Annotated in this window: 23 protein-coding genes; 11 read left to right on the top strand and 12 right to left on the bottom strand. The window is 73.6% G+C overall.

All coding sequences use genetic code 11. The annotated features are described in order from the left end of the window. Positions 1-19 precede the first annotated feature (19 nt). A complete protein-coding gene (gene trmB / locus AB0N27_RS19895) occupies positions 20-640 on the bottom strand; it encodes a tRNA (guanosine(46)-N7)-methyltransferase TrmB (protein ID WP_364372134.1) in 621 nt (206 codons plus the stop codon). 208 nt (positions 641-848) lie between these two features. Between trmB and AB0N27_RS19890 the strand changes: the two genes are divergently transcribed. Both AB0N27_RS19890 and AB0N27_RS19885 read left to right on the top strand, forming a co-directional pair. Continuing rightward, on the top strand, positions 849-1,472 hold the full coding sequence (locus tag AB0N27_RS19890; protein WP_364372131.1) for a hypothetical protein: 624 nt from the start codon (positions 849-851) through the stop codon (positions 1,470-1,472). 415 nt (positions 1,473-1,887) lie between these two features. Further along, on the top strand, positions 1,888-2,484 hold the full coding sequence (locus tag AB0N27_RS19885; RefSeq protein WP_364371567.1) for a class F sortase: 597 nt from the start codon (positions 1,888-1,890) through the stop codon (positions 2,482-2,484). A gap of 31 nt (positions 2,485-2,515) precedes the next feature. On the opposite strand, the gene AB0N27_RS19880 is transcribed toward AB0N27_RS19885, so the two are convergent. The 4 genes from AB0N27_RS19880 to AB0N27_RS19865 all read right to left on the bottom strand — a co-directional run bounded on the left by AB0N27_RS19880 (position 2,516) and on the right by AB0N27_RS19865 (position 5,603). Next, on the bottom strand, positions 2,516-3,394 hold the full coding sequence (locus AB0N27_RS19880) for an alpha/beta hydrolase (protein ID WP_364371564.1): 879 nt from the start codon (positions 3,392-3,394) through the stop codon (positions 2,516-2,518). A 117-nt stretch (positions 3,395-3,511) separates the two neighbouring features. Beyond that, positions 3,512-3,829, bottom strand: a complete 318-nt coding sequence (locus tag AB0N27_RS19875; protein WP_364371561.1) for an antibiotic biosynthesis monooxygenase — start codon at positions 3,827-3,829, stop codon at positions 3,512-3,514. Between the two features lie 18 nt (positions 3,830-3,847). Further along, on the bottom strand, positions 3,848-4,645 hold the full coding sequence (locus AB0N27_RS19870) for an exodeoxyribonuclease III (RefSeq protein WP_364371558.1): 798 nt from the start codon (positions 4,643-4,645) through the stop codon (positions 3,848-3,850). Between the two features lie 37 nt (positions 4,646-4,682). Further along, on the bottom strand, positions 4,683-5,603 hold the full coding sequence (locus tag AB0N27_RS19865) for a PAC2 family protein (protein WP_364371555.1): 921 nt from the start codon (positions 5,601-5,603) through the stop codon (positions 4,683-4,685). A gap of 422 nt (positions 5,604-6,025) precedes the next feature. On the opposite strand from AB0N27_RS19865, the gene AB0N27_RS19860 reads away from it, so the two are divergent. The 3 genes from AB0N27_RS19860 (at position 6,026) to AB0N27_RS19850 (ending at position 7,936) form a co-directional block, all read left to right on the top strand. After that, positions 6,026-6,877 carry a peptidase M23 gene (locus AB0N27_RS19860; protein ID WP_364371552.1) on the top strand — a complete coding sequence of 284 codons (852 nt, stop codon included), beginning with the start codon at positions 6,026-6,028 and terminating at the stop codon, positions 6,875-6,877. A gap of 107 nt (positions 6,878-6,984) precedes the next feature. Then, positions 6,985-7,131 carry a hypothetical protein gene (locus tag AB0N27_RS19855; protein ID WP_364371549.1) on the top strand — a complete coding sequence of 49 codons (147 nt, stop codon included), beginning with the start codon at positions 6,985-6,987 and terminating at the stop codon, positions 7,129-7,131. Positions 7,132-7,180: 49 nt separating this feature from the next. Next, positions 7,181-7,936 carry an EcsC family protein gene (locus AB0N27_RS19850; protein ID WP_364371546.1) on the top strand — a complete coding sequence of 252 codons (756 nt, stop codon included), beginning with the start codon at positions 7,181-7,183 and terminating at the stop codon, positions 7,934-7,936. Between the two features lie 15 nt (positions 7,937-7,951). On the opposite strand, the gene AB0N27_RS19845 is transcribed toward AB0N27_RS19850, so the two are convergent. Next, positions 7,952-8,803 (bottom strand): GDSL-type esterase/lipase family protein, encoded by an 852-nt coding sequence (locus AB0N27_RS19845; RefSeq protein ID WP_364371543.1) that lies wholly within the window; start codon positions 8,801-8,803, stop codon positions 7,952-7,954. A gap of 191 nt (positions 8,804-8,994) precedes the next feature. Between AB0N27_RS19845 and AB0N27_RS19840 the strand changes: the two genes are divergently transcribed. Genes AB0N27_RS19840 through AB0N27_RS19820 form a run of 5 tightly spaced genes read left to right on the top strand, consistent with a single transcriptional unit; the run spans position 8,995 to position 13,557 of the window. After that, entirely contained in the window at positions 8,995-9,258 is a 264-nt protein-coding gene (locus tag AB0N27_RS19840) for a DUF6343 family protein (protein ID WP_364371540.1), read from the top strand. Between the two features lie 12 nt (positions 9,259-9,270). Then, positions 9,271-10,686 carry an NADP-dependent succinic semialdehyde dehydrogenase gene (locus AB0N27_RS19835; protein WP_364371537.1) on the top strand — a complete coding sequence of 472 codons (1,416 nt, stop codon included), beginning with the start codon at positions 9,271-9,273 and terminating at the stop codon, positions 10,684-10,686. A 42-nt stretch (positions 10,687-10,728) separates the two neighbouring features. Then, complete coding sequence (locus AB0N27_RS19830) at positions 10,729-11,694, top strand: TIGR03885 family FMN-dependent LLM class oxidoreductase (RefSeq protein WP_364371534.1); 966 nt, start codon at positions 10,729-10,731, stop codon at positions 11,692-11,694. 37 nt (positions 11,695-11,731) lie between these two features. Continuing rightward, positions 11,732-13,303, top strand: a complete 1,572-nt coding sequence (locus tag AB0N27_RS19825) for a Na+/H+ antiporter (RefSeq protein WP_364371531.1) — start codon at positions 11,732-11,734, stop codon at positions 13,301-13,303. After that, complete coding sequence (locus tag AB0N27_RS19820; RefSeq protein WP_364371528.1) at positions 13,300-13,557, top strand: UBP-type zinc finger domain-containing protein; 258 nt, start codon at positions 13,300-13,302, stop codon at positions 13,555-13,557. The genes AB0N27_RS19825 and AB0N27_RS19820 overlap by 4 nt, the downstream gene beginning before the upstream one ends. Before the next feature lie 3 nt (positions 13,558-13,560). Here AB0N27_RS19820 and AB0N27_RS19815 read toward each other — a convergent pair whose 3' ends face one another. The 4 genes from AB0N27_RS19815 to AB0N27_RS19800 all read right to left on the bottom strand — a co-directional run bounded on the left by AB0N27_RS19815 (position 13,561) and on the right by AB0N27_RS19800 (position 20,361). After that, positions 13,561-14,859: an MFS transporter gene (locus AB0N27_RS19815; protein ID WP_364371525.1), complete on the bottom strand. Its 1,299-nt coding sequence runs from the start codon at positions 14,857-14,859 to the stop codon at positions 13,561-13,563. A gap of 228 nt (positions 14,860-15,087) precedes the next feature. Then, positions 15,088-16,338: a DUF222 domain-containing protein gene (locus AB0N27_RS19810; protein WP_364371522.1), complete on the bottom strand. Its 1,251-nt coding sequence runs from the start codon at positions 16,336-16,338 to the stop codon at positions 15,088-15,090. Between the two features lie 150 nt (positions 16,339-16,488). Continuing rightward, on the bottom strand, positions 16,489-17,403 hold the full coding sequence (locus tag AB0N27_RS19805) for a hypothetical protein (protein ID WP_364371519.1): 915 nt from the start codon (positions 17,401-17,403) through the stop codon (positions 16,489-16,491). A gap of 348 nt (positions 17,404-17,751) precedes the next feature. Beyond that, positions 17,752-20,361: a glycoside hydrolase family 9 protein gene (locus AB0N27_RS19800; RefSeq protein ID WP_364371516.1), complete on the bottom strand. Its 2,610-nt coding sequence runs from the start codon at positions 20,359-20,361 to the stop codon at positions 17,752-17,754. Positions 20,362-20,610: 249 nt separating this feature from the next. Between AB0N27_RS19800 and AB0N27_RS19795 the strand changes: the two genes are divergently transcribed. Further along, entirely contained in the window at positions 20,611-21,336 is a 726-nt protein-coding gene (locus AB0N27_RS19795; RefSeq protein WP_364371513.1) for a protein phosphatase 2C domain-containing protein, read from the top strand. Positions 21,337-21,346: 10 nt separating this feature from the next. On the opposite strand, the gene hrpB is transcribed toward AB0N27_RS19795, so the two are convergent. Both hrpB and AB0N27_RS19785 read right to left on the bottom strand, forming a co-directional pair. Next, positions 21,347-23,899 carry an ATP-dependent helicase HrpB gene (gene hrpB / locus AB0N27_RS19790; RefSeq protein WP_364371510.1) on the bottom strand — a complete coding sequence of 851 codons (2,553 nt, stop codon included), beginning with the start codon at positions 23,897-23,899 and terminating at the stop codon, positions 21,347-21,349. Between the two features lie 28 nt (positions 23,900-23,927). After that, positions 23,928-24,128 carry a DUF397 domain-containing protein gene (locus AB0N27_RS19785; protein WP_364371508.1) on the bottom strand — a complete coding sequence of 67 codons (201 nt, stop codon included), beginning with the start codon at positions 24,126-24,128 and terminating at the stop codon, positions 23,928-23,930. Positions 24,129-24,147 lie beyond the last annotated feature (19 nt).

Here is a 24,147-nt window from a genome sequence, read left to right as displayed (position 1 = left end):
CTCCGTCCGGGCCGGCGCGTCACCGCCGGCGGTAGAGCAGATCGGCTACCGGTCGTCCGGCCGTGATGGCCCGTCGCTCGAACTTCGTCACCGGGCGGTGCGCCGGACGCGGCGCGAAGCCGCCGTACGCGTCCACCAGCTCCGGGTCCGCGTCGAGGGTCTCCCGCATCGCCTCGGCGTACTCGGCCCAGTCGGTGGCGCAGTGCAGCGTGCCACCGGGGGCCAGCCGGGAGCGCAGCAGCGCCACGTGCGCCGGCTGGATGATCCGCCGCTTGTGGTGGCGGGCCTTGGGCCACGGGTCGGGAAAGAAGATGTGCACGGCGTCCAGGACACCCTCGGGCAGGCCGCTGACCAGCTCCAACGCGTCCCCCTGGGCCACCCGGACGTTGCCCGTCCCAGCCCGGTCCACCAGGTCGAGGAGGTTCGCGATTCCCGGCGTGTGCACCTCCACCGCCAGATAATCTCGATCCGGGTCAGCGGCGGCCATCACGGCGGTGCTGTCGCCCATCCCCGAGCCGATCTCCAGCACCACCGGCGCTCGGCGACCGAACAACTCGGCCAGGTCGACGGGCTCGTCCGACACGTCCAGGCCGTAGCGGGGCCACAGCCGGTCCAGCGCGTCGGTCTGCCGGCCGCTCATCCGGCCCCGGCGGGGGTGGAACGTGCGGATCGTCCGGCTCGCGGGCGGGACGGCGGGGTCATTGTCGGTGGCGGTCACAGCGACCCGAGCGTACGCGACGCCGACGGCGGATCGGATGTGATGTGCGACCGGAAATGAGAGGATCCAACTGGTACGGCAGGCCCGGCGGTCCGCTGCCCGGCACGCCCACCCGGCGTCGAGAGGGGGCATCGTGACAGTGACCCGCGGCGGTGTGACCCTGTCGGTGCTGATCGTCCTGGCCGGCCCCCTGCTGGCCGCCGCGCCCGCGTCCGCCGCGCCCGCCCCGGCGGCGGTGGTGCCGGTGGCCGCAGTGGCTGCGGCGCCCGCGGTGGCCGCGCCTCAGCCCGGAGCGCCGAGCGGCCAGCCGCAACCCAACCCGCCGGTGGACATCTTCGTCGAGGTGAGTCCCAGCACCGTGCAGCCCGGCTACCTGGTCGGCATCCGGGCCAGCTGCCGGGACAACTCGGTGGGCGCGACAGTCGTCTCCGACGCGTTCGGCGCGATCGGCGTGCAGCCGCAGAACGGCCTGCTCACCGCCGCGCCGATGGTGCGGGACCGCACCCGCCCCGGCAACTACCGGGTCAAGCTGGAGTGCCGCGACGGCGAGACCGCCTCGACAATGCTCCAGGTGGTCAAGAAGGTGCCGGCGTACCCGAGTCGCGGCCCGGCCACCGGCTTCGGCGGCGGCGCCGACGGCATGACCGGCAAGCTGCTGCTGCCCGGCGGAGCGGCGTTGACCGTCGCCGGGCTGATCCTCGCCATCGTGGCGCTGCGCCGGCCACGGACCGTCCGAGCCGCCGCGCACCGCTGAGCCCGCCATGGAGATCTTCCGTCCCACGCCGCCGCCGGCCGGGCCACGCCCATCGCCCGCCGGTCGTCCCGCGTCGCCGCCCGCTGACCCACGCCCATCGCCCACCGGACGTCCCGCGTCGCCGCCCGCTGGCCCACGCCCGTCGCCCACCGGTCGCCCCGCGTCGTCGCCGCCCGCTGACGCGCGTCCGCCGGCTGCGGGCCGCCCCGCGCCGCCCCCGAACGGGGTACGACTGCCCGTGGACGACGGCTGGCCGGAGTCCGACGGCCCGCCGGATCCGGACCGCCCGTCAGGGGCAGCACGTCCGGCGGGGGCCGCACGTGCAGCCGGGACCGCTCGCCCGGCGGTTGCCGCGCGTCCGCCGACCGCCGTCGCACCCCGGCGCAGCCGTCCGCCCGGCCGGAGCCCCTGGTCGGTGCCGCTGGCCGTGGTGCTGGTGCTGGTCGGCGTCTTCGCCACCGGGGCGGGGCTGGGCCGCTCGGTCGGGCCGTTCGACCTGGCCCCGGCCGGGGGTGACCGGCCGGCCCGCAGCGAGTCCGTCGGGCTGTCGGCCAGCCGCCCGGTGCGCCTCACCGTCCCGGCGATCAAGGTGGCCGCGCCCGTGGCGCCGGTCGGGCAGGCCCGGGACGGCTCGATCGCCGTACCGCCGCTGGAGCGGCACAACGAGACCGGCTGGTACGACCGCGGGCCCACGCCCGGCGAGCCGGGCCCGGCGGTGATCGTCGGACACGTGGACACCAAGAGCGGCCCGTCGGTCTTCTACGACCTGGGCAAACTGAAGCCCGGCGACCTGATCGAGGTGGCCCGGGCGGACCGGTCGACGGTGGTCTTCAGGGTCGACACCGTCGAGCACTTCCCGAAGGACCGGTTGCCCGCCGAACGGATCTACGGCCACGACGGGCCACCCGGTCTGCGCCTGATCACCTGTGGCGGCCAGTTCATCGGCGGCCGGACGGGCTACGCCGACAACGTGATCGCCTTCGCCAGCCTTCAGTCCTCCCGCAAGCCCTGAGGCGGGCCGGGGCGATGGGGCCGCCCGGTTGTCAGCTCAGGAAGTCCATGAGGTGGCGGGTGGTCTCGTCGGGTGCCTCTTCCGGAATGAAGTGGCCGACCGGGACCGGCTCGCCGCGTACGTCGTCGGCCCACTCCCGCCAGATCGCCAGCGGGTCGTCGTAGAGCTTCGCGACCTGACCGCGTTGACTCCAGAGGAACAGCAGCGGGCAGGCGATCTTACGGTTCCCCCGGTCCGCCTCGTCCTGCTGGTAGTCGAGTGTCGCGGCGGCGCGGAACTCCTCGCAGATCGCGTGGACCGTGTCCGGGTCGGTGAACTGCCTGACGTACGCCGCCCGCACCTCGGACGGGAAGACGTCGGTCACCTCGGGCCAGGTGTCGAGCATGAAGTCGACGAGCACGGCCGGCGCCGCGTCGATGAACCGCTCCGGCACCGGGGCCGGCGCCGCCAGGAAGGACCAGACCCAGTAGGAGAGGCTGAACGCCCGGGCGGCGCGGTTGTAGACGTCACCGACCGGGACGACGTCCATGACGGCCAGCCGGGAGACGGCGTCCGGCTCGTCAAGCGCGAGGCGGTAGGCGCAGCGGGCCCCGCGATCGTGGCCGACGACGTGGAACCGGTCATGACCGAGGCTCCGCATCACCTCGACCTGGTCGCGGGCGATGGCCCGCATCCCGTACGGCTCGTGGTCGGCGGTGCTCGGCGGTGCGCTGCTGTCACCCCAGCCCCGCAGGTCGGTGGCGACGACCGTGAAGTGCTCGGCGAGCCGCGGCGCCACCCGATGCCACATGAGATGCGTCTCGGGGATGCCGTGCAGGAGCAGGACGGGCGGCCCGTCTCCGCCGCGTCGTCCGTGGATCGTGCCGCCGGACGACGCGGCGATGTCGAACTCGTCGAATCCGTCGAACATGGCCGGAATTCCCCCGCAGCCGACTGACGACCGGCTACCGCCGGGCCCACTGCGACGCTATCAGCCAAAAAGACCGGACTGGACCGATTGTGGTGGGGACGCCGGTGGCGACACCGCCTACGGCTGGGGGACGTGCAGGGCCACCTCGAACTCCAGGAGGCTGGCGCCGCTGGCGACCGGCGGGCGGGGCTTGTCGCCGGGCGCGGTGGCGTGCGCGGCGCGCGCGGGACCGGCGGCCCACGCCTGGTACGCCTCCTCGCTCTCCCACTTCGTGTAGACGAAGTAGCGGGTCTCGCCGGCCACCGGCCGGAGCAGCTCGAAGCCGAGGAAGCCGGGGGAGTTCTCCACCGCGCCGGCCCGGGCGGCGAACCGCTTCTCCAACTCGGCGCCGGCGCCCGGCGGAACGTCGATTGCGTTGATCTTCACGACTGCCATCTGTCCACCCTAGCCAGCTCAGAACGCCTCGACCGCGGGCACCAGGTCCGCATCGACCACGATCGGGGCGTGGTCGGAGGGGCCCTTGCCCTTGCGGGCCTCGCGGTCCACGTACGCCGAGCGGACCGCCCGGGCGAACGGCGCGGAGGCGTACACGAGGTCGATCCGCATGCCCTTGTTCTGGTGGAACATGCCGGCGCGGTAGTCCCAGTAGGTGAACGGGTGCGGCCCCTTCATCGGGGTGGGCACCACGTCGGCGAGGCCCAGGTCGCGCAGCGCCGCGAGGGCCGCCCGCTCGGCCGGGGTGACGTGCGTGGAGTGGGTGAAGACCGCAGGGTCCCACACGTCGGCGTCGGTGGGCGCGACGTTGAAGTCGCCGCAGACGGTCACCGGCAGCCCGGCGGCCAGTTCCGCCTCCAACGCGTCCCGCAGCGCCGCGAACCAGGCCAGCTTGTACGCGTAGTGCGGGTCGTCGGGTGTGCGCCCGTTGGGCACGTACACCGACCAGACCCGCACTCCGCCGCAGGTGGCGGAGATCGCGCGGGCCTCCGGCTCGGGAAAGCCGGGCTCACCGGCGAACCCGACCCGGACGTCGTCCAACCCGACCCGGGACAGGATGGCCACCCCGTTCCAGCGGCCATCGCTGTGGCTGGCGACCGTGTAGCCCAGCTCGCCCACCTCGGCCACCGGGAAGGCGCCGTCCGGGCACTTGGTCTCCTGGAGGCAGACCACATCCGGCCCGGTGCCGGCCAGCCACTCCAGCAGCCGGGGCAGTCGGGCCTTCACCGAGTTCACGTTCCAGGTCGCCAGGCGCATGACTCCAGCCTGCCGCATCCGCCGCCCCGGCGCCGGGTCAGCTGCCCGGGGTGTCGCCGGGACGGGTCTGTTCGGCCAGGAAGCGTTCCAGCTCCGCGCCGAGTTCGTCGGCGGTGGGCAGCGGTCCGGCGTCCGCGGCGAGCAGGTTCTTCTCGCCCCGGCCCCGGGCGAACGTGTCGTACTGCTCCTCCAGCGCCTGGACCAGTGCGGCGGCGTCCTCGGTCTGGGCCACCTGCCTGTCGATCTCCACCCGGACCACCTCGGCGGCCGAGCGGAGCCCCTCGCCGGGCAGCAGCAGCCCGGTGCTGCGGGACACGGACGTGAGCAGCACCTCGGCGGCGGCCGGGTACTCGGTCTGCGCCACGTAGTGCGGCACGTGGGCGGCGAAGCCGAGCGCGTCGCGGCCCTGCTCGCCGAGGCGGAACTCCAGCAGGTGACCGACGCTGCCGGGCACCTGGACCCGTTGCAGCCAGGGCTCGTACCCGGCGATCAGCTCGGGGCGGGTGGCGTGGGCGGTCACCCCTGTGGGCCGGGTGTGCGGCACCGCCATCGGGATCGAGTTGAGCCCGACTGTGAGCCGGACGTCGAGTCGGGCGGCGAGCCCGGCGACGGCCGCCACGAACCGTTCCCACTGCAGATCCGGCTCGGGGCCGGTGAGCAGCAGGAAGGGCGTCTCGTCGTCGTCGTGCAACAGGTGCAGCTCCAGCTTGGGCGCGTCGACGGACTCCCAGTGGTCCTCCACGAAGGTCATCACCGGCCGGCGCGAGCGGTAGTCGAAGAGCTGGTCCACGTCGAAGGTGGCGATCGGCCGGCCCTCCAGCGAGGTGAGGAGCTGCTCGCGGGCCAGCCGGCTGGCGTTGCCGGCGTCCACGAAGCCGGTGAGGGCCTGGATCAGGACCGGTTGCCCGAGGTCGGGCAGGTCGTCGGTGAGCTGGTAGAGCTCGTGTGGGTCGAGCACCGGTGCGGACCTCCCTGGAATGTGCCTACTCGGATGCCGACGCGACGGACAGCACCCGGTTCGGGCAACGTACCCGCCATCCTGGTGCATTCCTGCTTCGGGCGATCCGTCGCCCGGGGGACGCGCGTGACCGGACCAATCACCCGATTACGCCATCGGGCGGTCCTGGTCGCCTGAACGGTGGAGTGGTGGTTCGGCCCAAAGGCCGAGTTTGTCGATCATGTCGAGCCCCGGGGTCCGATGTCCGGGCCTGTCGCCGGGCGTGCCGGCCTGCGTGCCCCGCCTGCTTCATCCGGTACGCGAGGTACGTTCCCCGGGCGGTTCGACGCACCCCGGTCGTCCACCAGCGCACCCCGGATCTGTGGCAAGCGCCACGTGATCACCGTGCGTGATCGGCGTGTCCGCCTGCCTAGCCTCGGCTGATGCGTGACGACGGCACCCTCGACGACCCGTACGCCCCGAGCAGCCCCACTGCCGATATGGAGGACGGCACCTCAACCGAACGGACAACCACCGCGAGTCGCCTCCGGGCGTACGCCCGGGACCTGACCGGACGCCGCCGGGCGCAGGTCGCCCTGGCCACCGGCGTGGTGTGCTGCCTCGGCTTGGCCGCGGTCGCGCAGGTCCGTGACGACGGTGCCGGCCCGGCCCGGACCGACTCCCTCGCCGGCGGCGCGGAGTTGGTGCAGCGTGCCGAGCAGCAGACCGCCTCGCGCGGACTCGAGCGCTCCGCCACCCCGTCGACCCCCGCGGCCACCCCGTCGTCGTCCGCCGACCCGGACACCACGTCGCCGGCCCGCAAGGCGGCGTCGGCGCGCCCGACCGACCCGGCGCCCGTCGCCGGCCTGGACGAGGACCAGATGGAGAACGCCGAGGCGATCGTCCGCGCCGGGCGTGACATGGGCGTCCCCCGTCGTGGCCTGGTCATCGCGGTGGCCACCGCCATGCAGGAGAGCAACCTGTACAACGTGGCGAGCGGCGTGCTGCCCGAGTCGCAGAACTACCCGCACCAGGGCGTCGGCTGGGACCACGACTCGGTCGGGCTGTTCCAGCAGCGCTCCAGCAGCGGCTGGGGGCCGGTGGGCCGGCTGATGGACCCGGAGTTCGCCACCCGACAGTTCCTCTCCGCCCTGGAGCAGGTGCCCGGCTGGCAGCGGATGCGGCTCACCGACGCCGCCCAGGCGGTGCAGGTCTCCGCGTACCCCGAGCACTACCAGAAGCACGAGTGGCGGGCCGTGCGGGTCGTCGACGCCATCGTGCCGAGCGGGAGGTAACCTTCCGGCCACTATGGACGGTGGGTGGTTGAGTCTGTCGAGTCCCGGGTACATCCGTTGCGGGTTCGGGGTACACATGACTGAGGGATCATCGACAGGAGGACGTTATGTCACTGATGCAGCGGATCAGCGCTTTTCTGAGATCACCCAAGGGGCAGCAGCTGGTCGAGCGCGGTCGGCGCGAGATGGCCAAGCCCGCCAACCAGCAGAAGCTCAAGGGGTTGGCGTCGCGGTTCTCCAACCGTCGCCGCTGACCGCCCCGTCGGCCGTCCTGCCCGCCGTACCCACCCCTGGGGAGCCCCGGTGACCGACACTCCGCCCGTCGGCGGCCAGCCCGCCGCGCCCACCCCCCAGCCGTCCGTCGGCCCGCCGGACGGGCCCACGGAGGCTGTGGAGGGCCCGCCGGCCCGCCTCTGGGACCGGATGCGCGACGATCCGCAGTACGCCCCGGAGCATCTCGCCCTGGAGGCGGTACGCCGGCTCGGCCCGGAGGCCGCGCAGTGGGCCGGTCGCGCCCGCGCCGAGCAGCCCGGCGTCTCGGCCGACGCGCTCGCCGACCAGGCGGCCCGCAAGTTCGTCAACCTGGCCCGCCTCTCCGGTGCGGTGTCCGGCGCGGCCGGGTTGCCCGGGGCCGTCCTCGACGTGGGTGTGCTGGCCTGGACGCAGGCGCGGATGGTGCTGCACATCGCCGCCGCGTACGACGTCGACCCGCTGCACACCGACCGGGCCACCGACCTGCTGGTGCTCCAGCGGGTGCACAAGGTCGCCGAGAGTGCCCGCCTGGCGCTCGGCGTCGCCGCCGGCCGCGAGCGTGCCGACGCGCTCTTCGGGCTGGGCGGGCACCGCCCACTCGGCCGGGTCATGCTGCAACTCAGCGTCCGGCTCGCCCGGATGGCAGGCGTGCGGGCGGCCAAGAGGATGGTCGCCAAGGTCATCCCCGGCGCCGCGATCGTGCTGGGCACCTGGGCCAACTCGTCGGCCACCAAGGAACTCGCCGAGCGCTCCCGGGGGCTCTACCGTCCGCGCGGCGCGGCCCTGCCGCCACCCCGCCGTCCCTGACCGGCCCGCCGGCGCTCAGTCGGCGAGGCCGGAGGAGCGCCAGGTCACCTCGGCGAGTCGGCCCTGCCCGTTGACGTTGGGGTGGAACCAGTCCAGCGGATTCAACATGTCCAGGGTGAAGCGCACCCGGTGCACGGCACCGCCGTCGTGCCGGCAGCGCGAGCCGTACGCCCGGCACGCCGCCACCAACTCGGCGTTGTACGCGTCGATCCGGTCCCGCACGGCGGCCCGACGGGTCCGGTCGGCGGGCGCTGTCGACGTCGCGTTGGCCAGCAGGGCCGGGCACACTCCACGCCGCCAGGCGCGCGTCGCCCGCGAGTCGCCGTGCCCGACCTCCCAGAGCCGGTACAGGTCGGGGATGCTCACCACCAGCACCCGGGCCTTGGGTCGGCCGGTCCGCAGTGCCCGCAGGCCACGGTCGACGTCGGCGCGGAAATCGGCCACCGGTGTCATGGCGTCCACCCCGCCCCGGCAGACGTCGTTGGCGCCGATCAGCACCGTGACGTAGTCGGCGCGGTCGCGTACCGCGGCCTTCGCCTGCCCTTCCAGGGCGTCCGCGCGGGCGCCGGGACGGGCGTGGTTGTAGGCCCGGCCGCGGATCGACGGGTCCTGGTCGAGCAGTCGCCGGTAGTGGCTGCGCACCCGCAGGCCGTCCCCCGTCGACCAGGAGTTGCGCTCGCAGGAGGTGAGCACCAGGCAGGAGGCGAAGCCGGTGCTGATCGAGTCGCCGAGGGCGGCGATGCCGCCCGGGCCGCCTGGTTGCCCGGCGCTCCTGGTGGGGCGGGGCGCGGCCGAACCGCCTCCCTCGCAGGCCAACGCGACAAGCGCCGCGAGGCAGGCCAGGGCGGCGACCCAGCGTCGAGGCATGACGTCTCCCGTTTCCGCAGCGCAGAGCGACAGCCCGGTAACTCTATGCGCAGGACGTGGTTTGTCGGGAAGGTGCTGTCGGGTATGCGGCAGACTGCCGCCGCCGGCGTCGCTCGACTGCTATAAGGCCGCCCGGTACGGCCCGGGCGCCGTACCGGTTAACTCCCCCGATCGGGGGTAGATCGGGGGGTATGACGAGATCGCAGCCCCGGCGTGCCCGCGGCACGGTCGGCCACGCGAACAGCGCGCTGAACCTCCGCCTCGCCCTCGCCACCTTCGGCCTGGTGATCATGGTGATCTTCGCGGTGCTGGCGTTCTGGGCCGGCATCGCCTGGCTCGGCGTGGTCTGCGCGATCCTCGCCGTGGTCGCCGTTGTCGACCTGGTCGTGATCCAGCGCCGCCGCGCCGCCCGCCGCCGCGAGGAGCCGGGCGTACGACACTCGTTGTTCGAGTGACAGGAGGACGAGATGCCCCACATCGCCACCACCAACCCCGCCACCGGTCAGGTGCTCAAGACCTATGAGGCGATGTCCACCGAACAACTCGACGCCGCCATCGAGCGGACCCACCTCGCGTACCAGCAGCTCCGGGCGACCACCGTCGAGCAGCGCGCCGGGTGGATGAGGGCGGCGGCCGACCTGCTCGACGCCGAACGCGACGAGATCGCCCGGATCATGACCACGGAGATGGGCAAGACGTACGCGTCGGCGCAGGCCGAGGTGACCAAGTGCGCCACGGCCGCCCGCTTCTACGCCGACAGGGCGCCGGCGTTCCTCGCCGACCAGCCGGCCGACGCCGACGCGGTCAAGGCGACCCGGGCGTTCATCCGCTACCAGCCGATCGGCGTGGTGCTCGCGGTCATGCCGTGGAACTTCCCGCTCTGGCAGGTGATGCGCTTCGCCGCGCCGGCGCTGATGGCCGGCAACACGGGCCTGCTCAAGCACGCCTCGAACGTGCCGCAGACCGCGCTTCTGCTGGAGGACGTGTTCCGGCGGGCCGGGTTCCCCGAGGGGGCGTTCACCACCGTGTTGGTCGGCTCGGACGCCGTCGACCGCATCCTCAGCGACCCCCGGGTACGCGCCGCGACGCTCACCGGCAGCGAACCCGCCGGCCGGTCCATCGCCCAGATCGCCGGCCGGGAGCTGAAGAAGACGGTCCTGGAACTCGGCGGCAGCGACCCGTTCGTGGTGATGCCCTCGGCCGACGTGGACCGGGCCGCCGAGGTGGCCACCACCGCCCGCTGCCAGAACAACGGGCAGTCCTGCATCGCCGCGAAGCGCTTCATCGTGCACACCGACGTCTTCGACGCGTTCGCCGAGAAGTTCGCCGCGAACATGGCCGCGCTCCGGGTCGGCGACCCGATGGACCCGGACACCGACGTCGGGCCGCTGGCCAGCGAGCGGGGCCGCGACGAGGTGCACGCCCAGGTTCGGGACGCGGTCGACAACGGCGCGACGGTGCTCTGCGGCGGTGAGCTGCCCGGCGGCGACGGCTGGTTCTACCCGCCGACAGTGGTCACCGACCTGACCCCGCAGATGCGGATGTGGTCCGAGGAGGTCTTCGGCCCGGTCGCCGGGCTGTTCCGGGTGTCGTCGTACGAGGAGGCCATCGCTGTCGCCAACGGGACCAACTTCGGGCTCGGCTCGAACGCCTGGACGCGGGACCCGGCCGAGCAGGAACGCTTCGCCACCGACCTGGACGCCGGGAACGTCTTCATCAACGGGATGACCACCTCGTACCCGGAGCTGCCGTTCGGCGGTGTGAAGAACTCCGGCTACGGGCGGGAGCTGTCCGAACTGGGCATGCGGGAGTTCTGCAACACCAAGACGGTCTGGGTGGGTGAGGGCGCCGCCTCGGCCGGCGCGGGGGCGCACGCCGAATAACGCATGCGTCAGGCGCCCGCATCATGGGTAGGAAGTGCGCCCATGACGCAGTTCGGGTTCCACGCCTCGCATGAACAGATTGGTCCGCGCGCCCTGCTGGAGGCGGTGATGCACGCCGAGCGGGCCGGCTTCGACGCCGCCATGTGCTCGGACCACTTCTCCCCGTGGAGCGCGCGACAGGGCGAGTCCGGCTTCGCCTGGTCCTGGCTGGGCTCCGCGTTGCAGGCCACCGGCATGCCGTTCGGCGTGGTCAACGCACCGGGCCAGCGGTACCACCCGGCGATCATCGCGCAGGCCATCGGCACCCTCGGCGCCATGTACCCGGGTCGGTTCTGGGCGGCGTTGGGCACCGGTGAGGCCAGCAACGAGCACATCACCGGCGACGCGTGGCCGCGCAAGGACGTCCGCGCCGCCCGCCTGCGCGAGTGCGTCGACGTGATCCGTGCCCTCCTCGCCGGCGAGGAGGTCAGCCACGACGGCCTGGTCCGGGTGGACCGGGCCCGGCTGTGGACCCGCCCCGAAGAGCCACCCGCGCTTGTCGGCGCCGCAGTCAGCGTTGCCACCGCCCGCTGGTGCGCCGAGTGGGCGGACGGCCTGATCACCGTCAACGCACCGGTGGCCCACCTGCGCGAGATGATCGACGCGTACCGGGACGCCGGTGGCCGTGGGCCCCTGCACCTCCAGGTGCACGTCTCCTGGGCGCCGGAGCAGGAGCAGGCCGAGGCCCTCGCGTACGACCAGTGGCGCAGCAACGTCTTCGCCCCGCCGGTCTGCTGGGACCTGGAGACCGTCGAGCACTTCGACGTGGTCTCCGCCGACGTGCCCGCCCAGCGGGTCGCCGACGTGGTCAACATCTCCTCCGACCTGGGCCGGCATGTCGGCTGGCTCGAGGAGTACGTGGAACTCGGCTTCGACCAGATCGCCCTGCACCACGTCGGGCAGGAGCAGCGCGGTTTCATCGACGCGTTCGGCGCCGAGGTGCTGCCGAAGCTGCGCTCGGCCAGCTGATCGGACGCTGCTGGGCGTACCCCTAGGCTCGTACCCCATGGAAAGCCTGTTTCCGGTCGTCGTTTTCCTGGCGATCGCCACAGTGGGCGCCGCGCTGGCCCGCCGGTTCGGCCTTCTCGCGCCGATCGTGCTCGTCGTCCTCGGCCTGGCGCTGTCGTACGTGCCGGGCTTCCCGCAGGTCGAACTTGACCCCGAGCTGGTGCTCGTCGGCATCCTGCCGCCGCTGCTCTACGTCGCCGCGCTGGAGACGTCGGTGCCGGCGTTCAAGACCAACATCCGGCCCATCCTGCTGCTCGCGGTGGGCCTGGTCCTGTTCACCGCGTTCGTGGTCGGGTTCGTGCTGCACCTGTTGCTGCCGCAGCTGCCGTTCGCGATCTGCCTGGCCCTCGGCGCGGTGGTCGCCCCACCCGACGCGGTGGCCGCCACGGCGGTCGCCCGCCGGGTCGGCCTGCCCCGCCGGGTGGTCACCATCCTGGAGGGCGAGAGCCTGGTCAACGACGCCACCGCGCTGGTGCTGCTGCGGGTCGCGACGATGGCCACCATCGGCTCGGCGGTCGGCACCACCGAGGTCGCCGTCGAGGTGCTGCGGGCCACCGGCGGCGGCATCCTGATCGGGGCGCTCGGCGCGCTGGCCTTCGGTTTCCTGCACCGGCGGATCACCGACCCGCTACTGGACAACGCGCTGTCACTGATCATCCCGTTCGCTGTGGTGTTCACCGCCGAACACCTGCACGCCTCAGGTGTGGTCGCGGTGGTCGTCACCGGCCTGGTGCTCGGGCACAAACTGCCCCAACTGCTGTCGGCGGCCTCCCGGTTGCAGATCGGCGCGTTCTGGCGGCTGGTCCGGTTCCTGCTGGAGGGCCTGGTCTTCCTGCTGGTCGGGCTCCAACTGCGGGACGTGCTACGCGATCTCGACGAGCCGATCGGCTCGCTCACCCTGATCACCCTCGCGGTGCTCGCCACCGTCTTCCTGACCCGATTCGTCTGGCTCTTCCCGGCCACCTACCTGGCCCGGTTGGTCCCCCGGGTCCGCCGCCGGGACGCCCGGCCGTCGCCCAAGGTCCCGATCATCATCGGCTGGGCCGGCATGCGCGGTGTGGTGACCCTGGCCGCCGCCCTCGCGCTGCCGCTGACCCTTGCCGACGGTGAGCCGTACCCGAGGGCTCTGCTCATCTGGTTGGCCTTTGCGGTGATCGTTTTCACCCTCGTCGGTCAGGGCGCCACGCTGCCGCTCGTCGCCCGCCGGTTGAAACTGCCGCAGGACGACCCCGTGCAGGACGCGCTGTCCGCCGCCGGTGTGCAGCAGCAGGCCAGCCGCGCAGCCCGCGAGCGCCTCGACGAACTGGCCGACAGCGCCCCGGAGGCGGTGGTGGACCGGCTGCGCCGGGCATCGGAGGACCGCACCAACATGGCCTGGGAGCGGCTCGGAGGGGCCGAACGGGAAACCCCGTCGCAGGCGTACGGTCGGTTGCGGCAAGAGATGATCGACGCCGAGCGGGAGGTGTTCCGGGCTGCCCGGGACTCCGGTCGGATCCCTGAGGAGGTGCTGGTGCAGGCCTATCGTGACCTGGACCTGGAAGAGTCGTTGCTGCGGGAGGTCGAGAAGTGAGCTGTCAGCACCTAGCCGAGGCCGGCGCCGCCGAGCCGCGTACCCCCGACGAGTGCGCGGACTGCGTCGCCATCGGCGACACGTACTGGGTGCACCTGCGCACCTGCCTGACCTGCGGGCAGGTCGGCTGCTGTGACTCGTCGCCCAATCAGCACGCCAGCAAGCACTACGCGTCCACCGGCCACCCGGTGATCCGCTCGGCGCAGCCGGGCGAGGCCTGGCGCTGGTGCTTCGTCGACGAGGAGATCGGCTGACGATCAGCCCGGGTGCGGTGACCGGTCGGCGCGGTCGGTGCGGTCGGCGCGGTCAGCGTGTTCAGCGCGTTCAGTGCGCTTGGCCAGGGCGCGTCGGGTGAGCGGCGGCACGGCGAGGCCGGTGAGCGCGAGCAACCCCGCCAGCGCCAGCCAGCCGACCGGGCCGCCGTCGATGATCAACCAGGTCAGCAGGGCCGGGCCGGCCGCGCGGACCAGCCCGGCGAGCAGTCCGTCGACCCCCTGGTAGGCGCCGAGGGCGTCCGGGGCGGCGAGGTCGTAGGCCAGCGCCGCCCCGGCACCGGCGTGCCACAGGTCGCCCATGGTGTAGATCACCGTCGCCGCCAGCAGCAGGCCGACCGCCGCCACGGTGGGCACGACGGCGGTTGTCGCCCAGAGCAGCATCCCGGCCGCGAGCACGAACCCCGCCCGGCGCATCGTCGTCGCCGCCGGCACCGCCTGCCGGGCGCTCCCGCTGAGTCGTACGGCGAGCAGCACGGTGAGCAGCGTGTTGACCAGCAGGAGGGCGGAGACCGTCACCGGAGGCGCATCGGTGTGCGCCACCACCCACAGCGGCAGCACCAGCGTCAACGCCACGTGGTGCACGGAGAGCAGCGCCGAGGCTCCGGCGACCGCGAGGAACGGCCCGTCGCGCAACGCCCGGTCGGCTCTCTGGCGCAGCGGTAGCCGGGCCGGCGGGTACGCCGGGAGCCGCATGATCAGCGCCGCCGAGGCGAGATAGGTGGCGACGTTGCCGAGCACCAGCAGCCGGTACGCCCACCCGGTGTCCGCCACCAGCGCGAACGCTGCCAGCCCCGCACCGAGCGCCACGCCCAGGTTGGCCACCGCGCGCAGGGTGGCGAAGGCGTGCACCCGGCCCTCCGGGCCGCCCACCGCCGCGACCAGCGCGGCGCGGACGGCGAGGTTGCCGGAGACCAACAGCGCGTCCAGTGTGGCCACCAGCAGAAAGACCGGGAAAGAGCCGACCAGCAGGTACGCGGCGGCGACAACCGCCTGCGCCAGTTGCAGGACGGCACGGAGGTTCCGGGGGTCACGCCGGTCGGCGAGCCCGCCGAGCGGCACGCTGGCAGTGAGCCCGACCAGGCCGGCGAGAGTGAGCCCGAGCCCCACCTCGGTCGGGGTCAGCCCCACGGCGCGGGTGAGGAAGAGCGCCGCACCCGTCACCCACAGCCCGGTGCCTACCGTGTTGGCGAGGGTGGCCAGCGACAGGGTGCGCAGCCGACCGGGCGGCGGCAGCGGCGACAGCGACCGCCACCGGCCACCAACCTCCGCCGTGGTGCCCATTCACCGACCCTAGAGCCGCCGCCTGCCCATCGATGCCCCACGCAGTGCGTGCCCGTCACAGCCCGCTTCCGGGTCGCTTGCCGGCTCTCGACCTGCTCGCCCGCTGCGCCTGTCCGGCGGGGCGGGCTCGTTTGGCGGGGCGGGCTCGTTTGGCGGGCCGGGCTCGTTTGGCGGCGCGGGCTCGTTCGGCGGCGTCAGCTTGTCTGCCGGGTCGGATCGGCGGGTAGGTCACGTTCGTCGGTGGTACTCGTTGCGGCGGGGGAGCCGGTCGGGATCGAGCCAGGCCGGCGGGACGAATTCGGGTCGACCGTCACCACCGAGCCGGACGGTCCACTGGCCACGGTGCACGTGTCGGTGATGGTGGGCGCAGAGCAGCACGGCGTTGGTCAGGCTCGTGCTGCCGCCGTCGGCCCAGTGGCGGATGTGGTGGGCGTCGCACCAGCGGGGCGGTCGGTCGCAGCCGGGAAAGGCGCAGCCGCGGTCGCGCAGGACCAGGGCGCGTCGCAGGGGGCCGGTGACGAGCCGGCGCTGCCGGCCCACGTCGAGCGTCTGACCGGCACCGCCGAGGACGGCGGGCAGGATCGCCGCGTCGCAGGCGAGCCGCCGCACCGTCTCCGGGGTGAGCCGCAGGTCGGTGTCGAGCGTTCCGGCGTCGAGCTGCCGGGCCAACGTCTCGAAGCTGGTGGTGACGACGAGCTGGGCGGGGTCGCCGCCGTGCTCGGGCAACTCGCCGGTGCGCAGGGCGAGCCGGCAGAGGTCGGCGAGCGCGTCGTGCCGGCGTTGCCCTGGAGAGCGCGGATCGTTTGAACCGGACGGTGCGGTCAGCGGGTCGATCGCGGCGCGCAGCAGCCCGGCCGCCTCGGCGTCCATGCTGCCGGACAGCCGCAGCCGACCGTCCGGCAGCTCGGACAGGGTGACATGGCGATCCTGGCTGGCTCGGCGGGCCTCGGCCTCGAGCGCCGCCCGGGCGGCGGCTTCGGCGACCTCCGGGGCGACGTGATCGAGGATGCGGGTGCCCAGCTTGCGCAGCAAGGTCGGCTCGAACTGCCCGGCCCACTCGACCAGGACGCCTACCGCCTTCCCGGCCGCCTCGGGGCCGGCGGCCGTGTGCACCGTGCTGACCGTGTCGCCGATGACCCGGGCCTGCTCCACGCTGATATGCCCGCTGGCCAGAGCAGCTCGCACGTCCGGTGCTCCGGTGTCCAACACGCCGGCGAGATCGACCAGCCGGCGAGCGGCGGAGACGCCGAGTCGCAACCGGTCACGTAACCACACGGCAGTCGATGACGCTCCCTGCGTCATCGCCGTGCCACGGCCGTCCAGCTCGCGCACGAGGCTCAGCTTGACCGCGGCCAGGCGTTGCTCAAGTCGGTGCGCGGCGTCGAGTGCCGCGACGAGGTCGTGCTCCGGAAGAGCCCACGCCGGCGCGTCGCAACAGTCGGCGACCGCTGTCTCCGCCTGCGTCAACTCCTCCAACATGGAACGACAATAGAACAGGTGTGCGACAGTTTCGGATCGGCAGGCCAAGCTCGGTGGCGTGCGGCGGTGGCGATGAAGTGGCCGCTCGGACGGTGGGCAAAGGTGGTCGTCGCCGGGCCCGACTCGAGGGTTGATGGAGCCGGGCCCGGCTCAACGGCTGATGGAGTCGACGAGACGTTCGGTGGCGAGGCAGGAGACGAGGCACCGTTCCTTCGCGTCACCGCTCAGCCGGGCGGTCCAGTCGGTGAGGCCGCCGTCGCCGATCTCCAGGCTGCCGCCCAGGACGGTGATCCGTAGGGCGCACCCCGTGTAGTAGCCGCGACCGCGAGACCGCTCCGGTTCGTCCACGAGCGGCACCGCATCCCCCTCGAGTGCCGGTCGGACGGTGTCGGCCAGCCGCTCCCGGACGGTCCGATCGTCGAAGGTGGTGACGTGCAGCCGAGGTGCGACGGCCGGCGCCAGCTCGGCGAGGACGGTCCGCCAGTAGGTGAGGTGTCGGACGAGCAGCCGGGCCTGGATGGCGCCCGAACCGGTGTCGCGGGCGCTGGACACCAGGGCGAAGAGCCGGAAGTGTGCCGACGCGTCGCCGCCGAAATCCTGCGCCCGCAGCACCCGATGGGCAGCGGCCACATGCACTTCGCTCTGTCGGCGGCGACGTACGGTCGCCTCGATGGCGAGGGCGTTTGTGGGATCGCTCAGCACCTCGCTGGCGCGCATCGTGGTGACGATCCTGTTCTGGCTGACCGGTGCGACCGCCGAGCAGGTGCCGACCGGTACGAGCGGCGACAGCTCCACTCCGGCGACGTCGGCGGGCAGCAGTTCCCACATCCGGGCCTCCACCCGTGCGAGCACGCGCGGGTCGGTGCGGGCCGGGCGGACGAAGCGGTCCTGGCGCCACCGTCGTATTACCTCGGATGGACGCGCGGTCGCTGCCCGGTCGCGGGCCACGCCCAACAGCAGACTGCTCAGGTCTGCGCTGGACAGTCCGGTCAGCGCGGTCCGCGTTCCCACCGGCATTGCCGCCCACACCCGACGCTCCGCCCCGGCCGGTTCGCCGTCATCCATGGCGTCACCATGGCTCACTCGGCACGTCCGATCCATCGGTTTTGCTGCGTGCCCGGTGAATCGTTTGCGTCATCAGCTCCGCAGCACCAGTCGGAGGGCATCCCCCCGCTCGCCCCGAACCCTCCTGGGGAGCGGCGCGCCGCCGCCTGCCTCGATCACACGATGGGCCGTAGGGGGCGCATCCTCGACATCCCGGCCGTGCCCGAACGGGCGGCCTGTTCCGGATCGACTCCCTGGACGTACTCCCTACTCTGGTCGCGAAGCACAACGCGGCCGGCGGTCAGCCCGCCGGCCGCGTGATCACGCGAGGGTGGTGGCCGCCCGGGAGGGGCGGCCACCAGGAACACGTCAGGTCAGCGAGCAGGCCCCGCCGTTGACCGTGACCAGGCCCGGGTCGGGGTTGGCGCCGCCGGCCGTCGTCGCGTTGAAGCCGAACGTCACGGTGCCACCGGGCGCGATCTTGGCGTTGTGCGACTCGTTGCGCGCGGTCACCGTCGCGCCGGACTGGGTGACCTTCGCCAGCCACGCCTCGCGGACCCGCTGGTCGCCGGTGAACGCGAAGCGCACGCTCCAGCCGTTGACGGCCGTGGTGCCGGTGTTGCGCACGGTCACCTGCGCGGTGAACCCGGTGCCTCCCTGCCAGGCGCCGTAGTTGGTGTAGTCCACCGAGCAGGTGGTGGCCGGCACCGCGCCGGCGTCACCCTGGTCGGCAAGGAACGAGGCGATCCACGCCAGCGCCGAGTTCCAGTTGATCGCCACCTCGTTCGTCGAGTACGAGTTGATGTCGTCGACGTAGCAGAACTGGGGCGCGCAGCCGGTCAGCAACTGCGCCACGAACGGGTCCTGCAGGGCCGCGTTCGCGCCACCGGCGAGGGAACCGTCCGGCGGGCGGGGCATGCTCGGGTCGAGCTGGTGGCCGAAGATGCGGCTGTGCTGGTTCTGCGCCGCGTGCTCGCCCCAGCCGGTGACGTAGGAGATGTTCAGGGCGTTACGGCCGAAGATGTAGTCCATCGCCTGCACCGCCCCGTCCCGGTAGACCGGATTGCGGGTCAGGTCGAACGCGGTGGCCAGCACCACCGCGTTGTTGATGATGTTGCTGTTGCCGCCCCAGAAGTAGCTGTTGGCGTCACCGGGCATCGGCAGCCCGTACGCCTGGCGGCGCAGCTCGGCGAGGTACGCGTCGGCGGCTGTGGTGACCGAGGAGCGGATCCGGGTCAGCTCGGCGGCGGGCAGCCCGTTCGGCACGGTGGCCAGGTCGAGGCGGCCCAGCGCGGCGACGCTCTGCCAGCCGAAGCCGCGGGCGTCGAACACGTCGCCTGTGTGGTGCGGCGAGGCGGTCAGGTCGGCCAGGTAGGTAGGCGCCCCGGTGGTGAGGTACAGCTCGGCCGCCGCCCAGTAGAACTCGTCGGTGACGTTCGTGTCGTCGTACGCGCCGCCGCCGGTGCCGTCGGTCGGGCTGGCGTACACGGCGGGGTGGGCCTTGGCCGCGGCGTAGGCCGTCTTCGCGGCGGTGCCGCAACGGGTCGCGAACGCCGCGTCGTACGGCGCGAAGAGCCGCGCGCACTGGGCGGCGGTGGCGGCCAGGTTGAGGGTGGCCGCTGTCGACGGCGGGTGCAGCTCGCGCGGCTGCGGGTCGTCCTGCGGGGCGAGCGGAAGGCCTGTCCAGTTCTGGTCGTGGATCTTGTGGTGGACCATCCCGGCGAGCGGCTTGCCGGCCGGCACCTGCATGCGCAGCAGGAACTCCAGCTCCCAGCGGGCCTCGTCGAGGATGTCCGGCACGGCGTTGCCGCGCTCGGGCACCCGCAGCGTGCCGTCGGCGAGCCGCGCGCCGCCGGCCGCGGTGGCGGCCGTCTTGGTCCGCTCGAAGGTGTTCAACAGCTGGTAGGTGGCGATGCCGCCGTTGACCACGTACTTGCCGTGGTCGCCGGCGTCGTACCAGCCGCCGCGCACGTCGAGCGAGTAGTCGCAGACACCCGGCTGGCAGGGCACGTTTGTGTCGCCCTTGTTGGGGGCGACGCCGAGGTGACCGGCGGGGCGGGCGTACTCGTCGCCGATCAGGTCCCCGTCGATGGCGATGCCGCTGCGTTGGGCGTAGAAGAACTGCAACGAGTCCGAGCGCAGCTGGTCGTAGAGCGTGCCGGAGATGTCGAACGGCCTGCTGGTCTCCCCGTCCACGGTGAGCGTCAGCCCGGTGCCGGGGGTGCGGTAGCCGGAGAAGTCGACCGAGTGCACGTTCTGCCCGGAGGCGGCGTCGACACCGCGGGCGGTGGTGGTGCCGCTGGCCACGACGGTGCCGGCGCCCGATCGCAGCTGCCAGGGCAGCGGCTCGGTGGCGTCGGTGACCACTGTTGCGTTCTTCGGCCCGCCGGGCAGGTAGCCGACCTGGTTGACGCGGACCCGCGGCCCGGTGTCCGGCACGTACGGCTCGGGCGGCTCGCCGCCGCGCAGCGAGACGTCGTCCAGGCAGATGGTCTGCGTCTCGGGGGAGCCGCCGACCTGGAAGATCAGTTGGGCGTTCGGGTTGTCGTCCGGGACGGTGAAGGTCTGCTCGACGCGCTGGGCGGTGCCGGTGGCGGTGGCGTCCACGGCGGCGTACGTGGTGTACGGGGCGCTGCCGAGTTGGAGCACGGCCTTGACCGCCGCGCCGGGGGTGGCGGAGACGGCGAAGCCGAGGGTGTACTCGGCGCCGGCGATCAGCGGTACGCCGTCCTGGCCGATGCCGGCGTCCCACGGGTTGGCCAGCCCGCCTGCGACAGTGGTGCAGAGCCGCCCGTCGGTGACCGCGAGCGCGCCGGTGCCGAAGGAGAACCAGGGGCTGACGCCGGCGCTGAAGTCGCCGTTGTCGATCTGTTCGGGGGCGTCCGGTGGGGGGTCGGCGTGGGCCGCGCCGGCGCCCGCGCCGGTGAGGGCGAGGGCGGTCGCCGCGGCCAGCAGGAGGCGGCGTCGGGGTGTCGTCACGGGGAGTCCTTCCGGGACCGGGGGTGGGACGGTGGCGGCGGTACGACCTGGGAGCGCTCCCAGGTATCGGCTCGATGTTTCCAGTGGGGATCCGCCGTGTCAATTGATCTGACTGGATGGGTTTTGCCGTGCCACAAGGGCAGCCTCGCGGTGACGCGCCGACCCCGAGACGTGAGATTGACCGCGCCACGCGCCGTCGTCGTGATCTCCTAGAGACAACCGCGCCCTTCGCCTGGCAGGCTGCCTCCCATGACCCTGAAGCTGCGTTCCGTGGGAACGAGCGACCGTGGGCTGATCCGCAGCGGAAACCAGGACGCCCTGCACGCCGGGACCTGGCTCGTCGCCGTCGCCGACGGCATGGGCGGGATGGCCGCCGGTGACCTCGCCAGCGCCCTCACCATCGACGCGGTCGCCCCGCTCGACGTGGAGACACCCGAGGACGCCCTGGTCGCCGCACTCCAGGGCGGCATAGCCCTGGCCACCGCGCGGATCCGGCAGGCGGTCGCCGAGGATCCCGAGCGTCAGGGCATGGGCACCACACTCACCGCCCTGCTCTTCGCCCGTACCGGCAGCTGCCTGGCCCTCGCCCACGTCGGCGACTCGCGGGCGTACCTGTTCCGCGAGGGCGTGCTCAAGCAGGTCACCCGGGACGACACGTTCGTCCAGCTGCTGGTGGACCAGGGCGTGATCACCGCCGACCAGGCCAGCAGTCATCCGCGCCGTGCTGTCGTCACCCAGGCGTTGCAGGGGGAGGAGGTCTCCCCGTCGTACGCCACGATGGTGCCCCGCGCCGGTGACCGGTGGCTGCTGTGCAGTGACGGCCTCTCCAACGTGGTCCGCCCGGACACGCTCGCCGAGGTGCTCGCCGACTACCCGGACCGGGCCGCCTGCGTGGGCAAGCTCATCGACCTGGCGCTGCACGCCGGCGCACCGGACAACGTCACGGTGGTGGTGGCCGACGTGGTGCAGGAGTGACGCCGCGCCCTCAGCGTCGGCGCGGCGTGACCCGGCGGGTGGGCGTCGCCGTGCCCGGGTCCTCCGGCCACGGATGCCGGGGGTAGCGTCCGCGCAGCTCCGAGCGCACCTGCGGGTACCCGGTGCGCCAGAAGGAGGCCAGGTCGGCGGTGACCGCGACCTGTCGTCCGGCGGGGGAGAGCAGGTGCAGCAGCACCGGCACCCGGCCGTCGGCGATGCGCGGAGCCGCCGGCCAGCCGAACGTCTCCTGGAGTTTCACCGCCAGCACCGGCGCCGCCGGGTCGGTGTAGTCGACCCGGATCCGTGAGCCGCTGGGCACCTCGATCCGCTCGGGGGCCAGCTCGTCCAGCCGGGCCGCCTGCCGCCAGGGCAGCAGCCGGCGCAGCGCCGAGGCCACGTCCACCCGGGCCAGGTCCGCGCGCCGCCGTGCGGCGGCCAGTTCCGGACCGAGCCAGGTGGGGGCGGCGTCGAGCAGTGCCTCGTCGCCGACGTCCGGCCACTCGTCGCCGAGATGGTGCCTGCTGAACGCCAGCCGCTCGCGCAGGGAACGGGCCGCAGGCGTCCAGGACAGCAGCCCCACCCCCTCCTGGCGCAGCCCGGTCAGCAGCGCCCCGGTCACCTCTGCGCGTTCCGGGCGGTCGATCCGGCGCTGGAGCAGCTCGATCGCGCCCAGCCGGGTCACCTCCCGGGCCACCACGTCCCCGTCGGACCAGCCCACCTCCCGCCGGGTGGACAGCAGCGGGCCGGCCGCGTCCCGGGCGGTCGCCTCGTCCACAGGTGTGGCCCGGCGGATCCGTGCCGACGGCGCGCCGGGGGTGCGGTCCGCGACGGCGACCGCCAGCCAGTCGGAGCCGACAAGTGCCGACCCCGCCGCCAGCTCCGCGGCGGTTCCGCCGGTCATGAGGTACGCCGAGCCGCCCGGTCGCCGCGCCCGCGCCAGCCGTTCCGGGTACGCCAGGCCGACCAGCAGCCCCGCGGCGAGATCGTCGGTGAGCCCGGTCCGTCCGCCGGTCTCCGGGCCACGAGCACCGGCCCGGCCCCGGCCCTCAGTCGGGGAGTCGACGGGCAGCGCGGCGCGCAGCCGTCGTACCTCGGTGCGCCAGCGGGCAGTCGCTCCCGCGTCGGCGCCGGCACGCAGGCGGCGCCAGCTGGCGACCAGGTCGTCGCCGGGGCCGGCGGCGCTCTCCTCGGCGAGCAGGGCCACCACCTCGGCGGCACGGTCCGCGCCGACCCGGCCCGCGCCGTCGAGCAGCGCCCGCGCCAGCCGTGGGTGCGCGCCCGCCGCGGCGATCGCCCGGCCGCGCGCGGTGATCCGGCCGTCCGCGTCGACCGCGCCCAGGGTGACGAGCGTGTCCCGGGCCACGGTCATCGCCGCCGCCGGTGGCGCGTCGGGCAGCGCCAACCCGACGCCGTCCGGCTGGCCCCAGGCGGCCAACTCCAGCGCGAAGCCGGTCAGGTCGGCGGTGGCGATCTCCGGCTCGGCGCGGGCGGGCAGCCGTTCGTGGGTCGCCGCGGACCAGCACCGGTAGACGGACCCGGGGGCCTCCCGGCCGGCCCGGCCGGCGCGCTGTGTGGCGGCGGCCCGGGAGACCGGCACGGTGACCAGCGCGCCCAGCCCCCGGGCCAGGTCGACGCGGGGCACCCGGGACAGCCCGGCGTCCACCACGACCCGCACGCCCGGGACGGTCAGGCTGGTCTCGGCCAGGGCGGTGGACAGCACGACGCGCCGCCGGTCGGCCGGGCGCAGGGCGGCGTCCTGCTCAGCGCCGCGTTGACGGCCGTGCAGGGGCAGGAGCGCGACGGCGTCCCGCAGGTCGGCGAGCCGGCCGCTGACCGCCGCGATCTCGCCGGCGCCGGGCAGGAAGACCAGCACGTCACCGTCGTGCTCGCGGAGCGCCCGCCGGACGGTGGCCGCCACGTGGTCGAGCAGGGCCCGGTCGACAGGTCCCGCTCGGGGCGGCGCGACCGGCCGTGGCGGTGGCGCCCAGATCCGCCGCACCGGGTGCAGCGCCGACTCGGCCCGTACCACCGGGGCGGGGGCGTCACCGCCGAGCAGCGCGGCGAACCGGTAGGTGTCCGGGGTGGCGGACATGGCCAGCAGCCACAGGTCCGGCCGGAGGGTGGCCCGGGCCTCCACAGTGAACGCCAGCGCCAGGTCGGCGTCGAGGTGCCGCTCGTGGCACTCGTCGAGCAGCACGGCGCCCGTACCGGGCAGCTCCGGGTCCTGGTGCAGGCGGCGGACCAGCAGGCCGGTCGTGACCACCTCCACCCGGGTGGACGGACCGACGCGGCGCTCGCCGCGGACCGCGTAGCCGACGCGTTCGCCGACCCGCTCTCCGAGCAGCTCGGCCATCCGCCGGGCGGCGGCGCGGGCCGCCACCCGCCGAGGTTGCGCGATCACCACCCGACCGGTGACCCGGTCGGCCACGGCCAGCGGCGCGAGTGTGGTCTTGCCCGTGCCCGGCGGCGCGACGAGCACTCCGGCGCCGGCCGCGTCGAGTGCCGCGACCAGCGCCGGCAGCACCGGACGGACCGGCAGGTCAACTGTTACGTCGGAGAGCACGGCCCAGTCTCGCACCGGCCCGCCGGACTCACCGGCGGTGGACGCCGCCCACGCCGCGCACGAAGCTCCGCCAGGCCGGTGCCGCGAACGCGAGGACCGGACCGGAGCGGTCCTTGCTGTCCCGGACGGCGACCTGACCGTCGACTGTCGCGACCTCCACGCAGTTGCCGTTGCCACTGCTGCGCGTGCTGGTGCGCCAGTCCGCCCCGGTCCGGTCGTACGCCGTCATCCGCGGTGCCTCTCGTCTG

The organism is Micromonospora sp. NPDC093244 (assembly GCF_040683695.1).
GTDB lineage: Bacteria > Actinomycetota > Actinomycetes > Mycobacteriales > Micromonosporaceae > Micromonospora.
The sequence above is the reverse complement of the archived record's forward strand: the minus strand, read 5'-3'. Positions and strand labels throughout refer to the sequence as shown.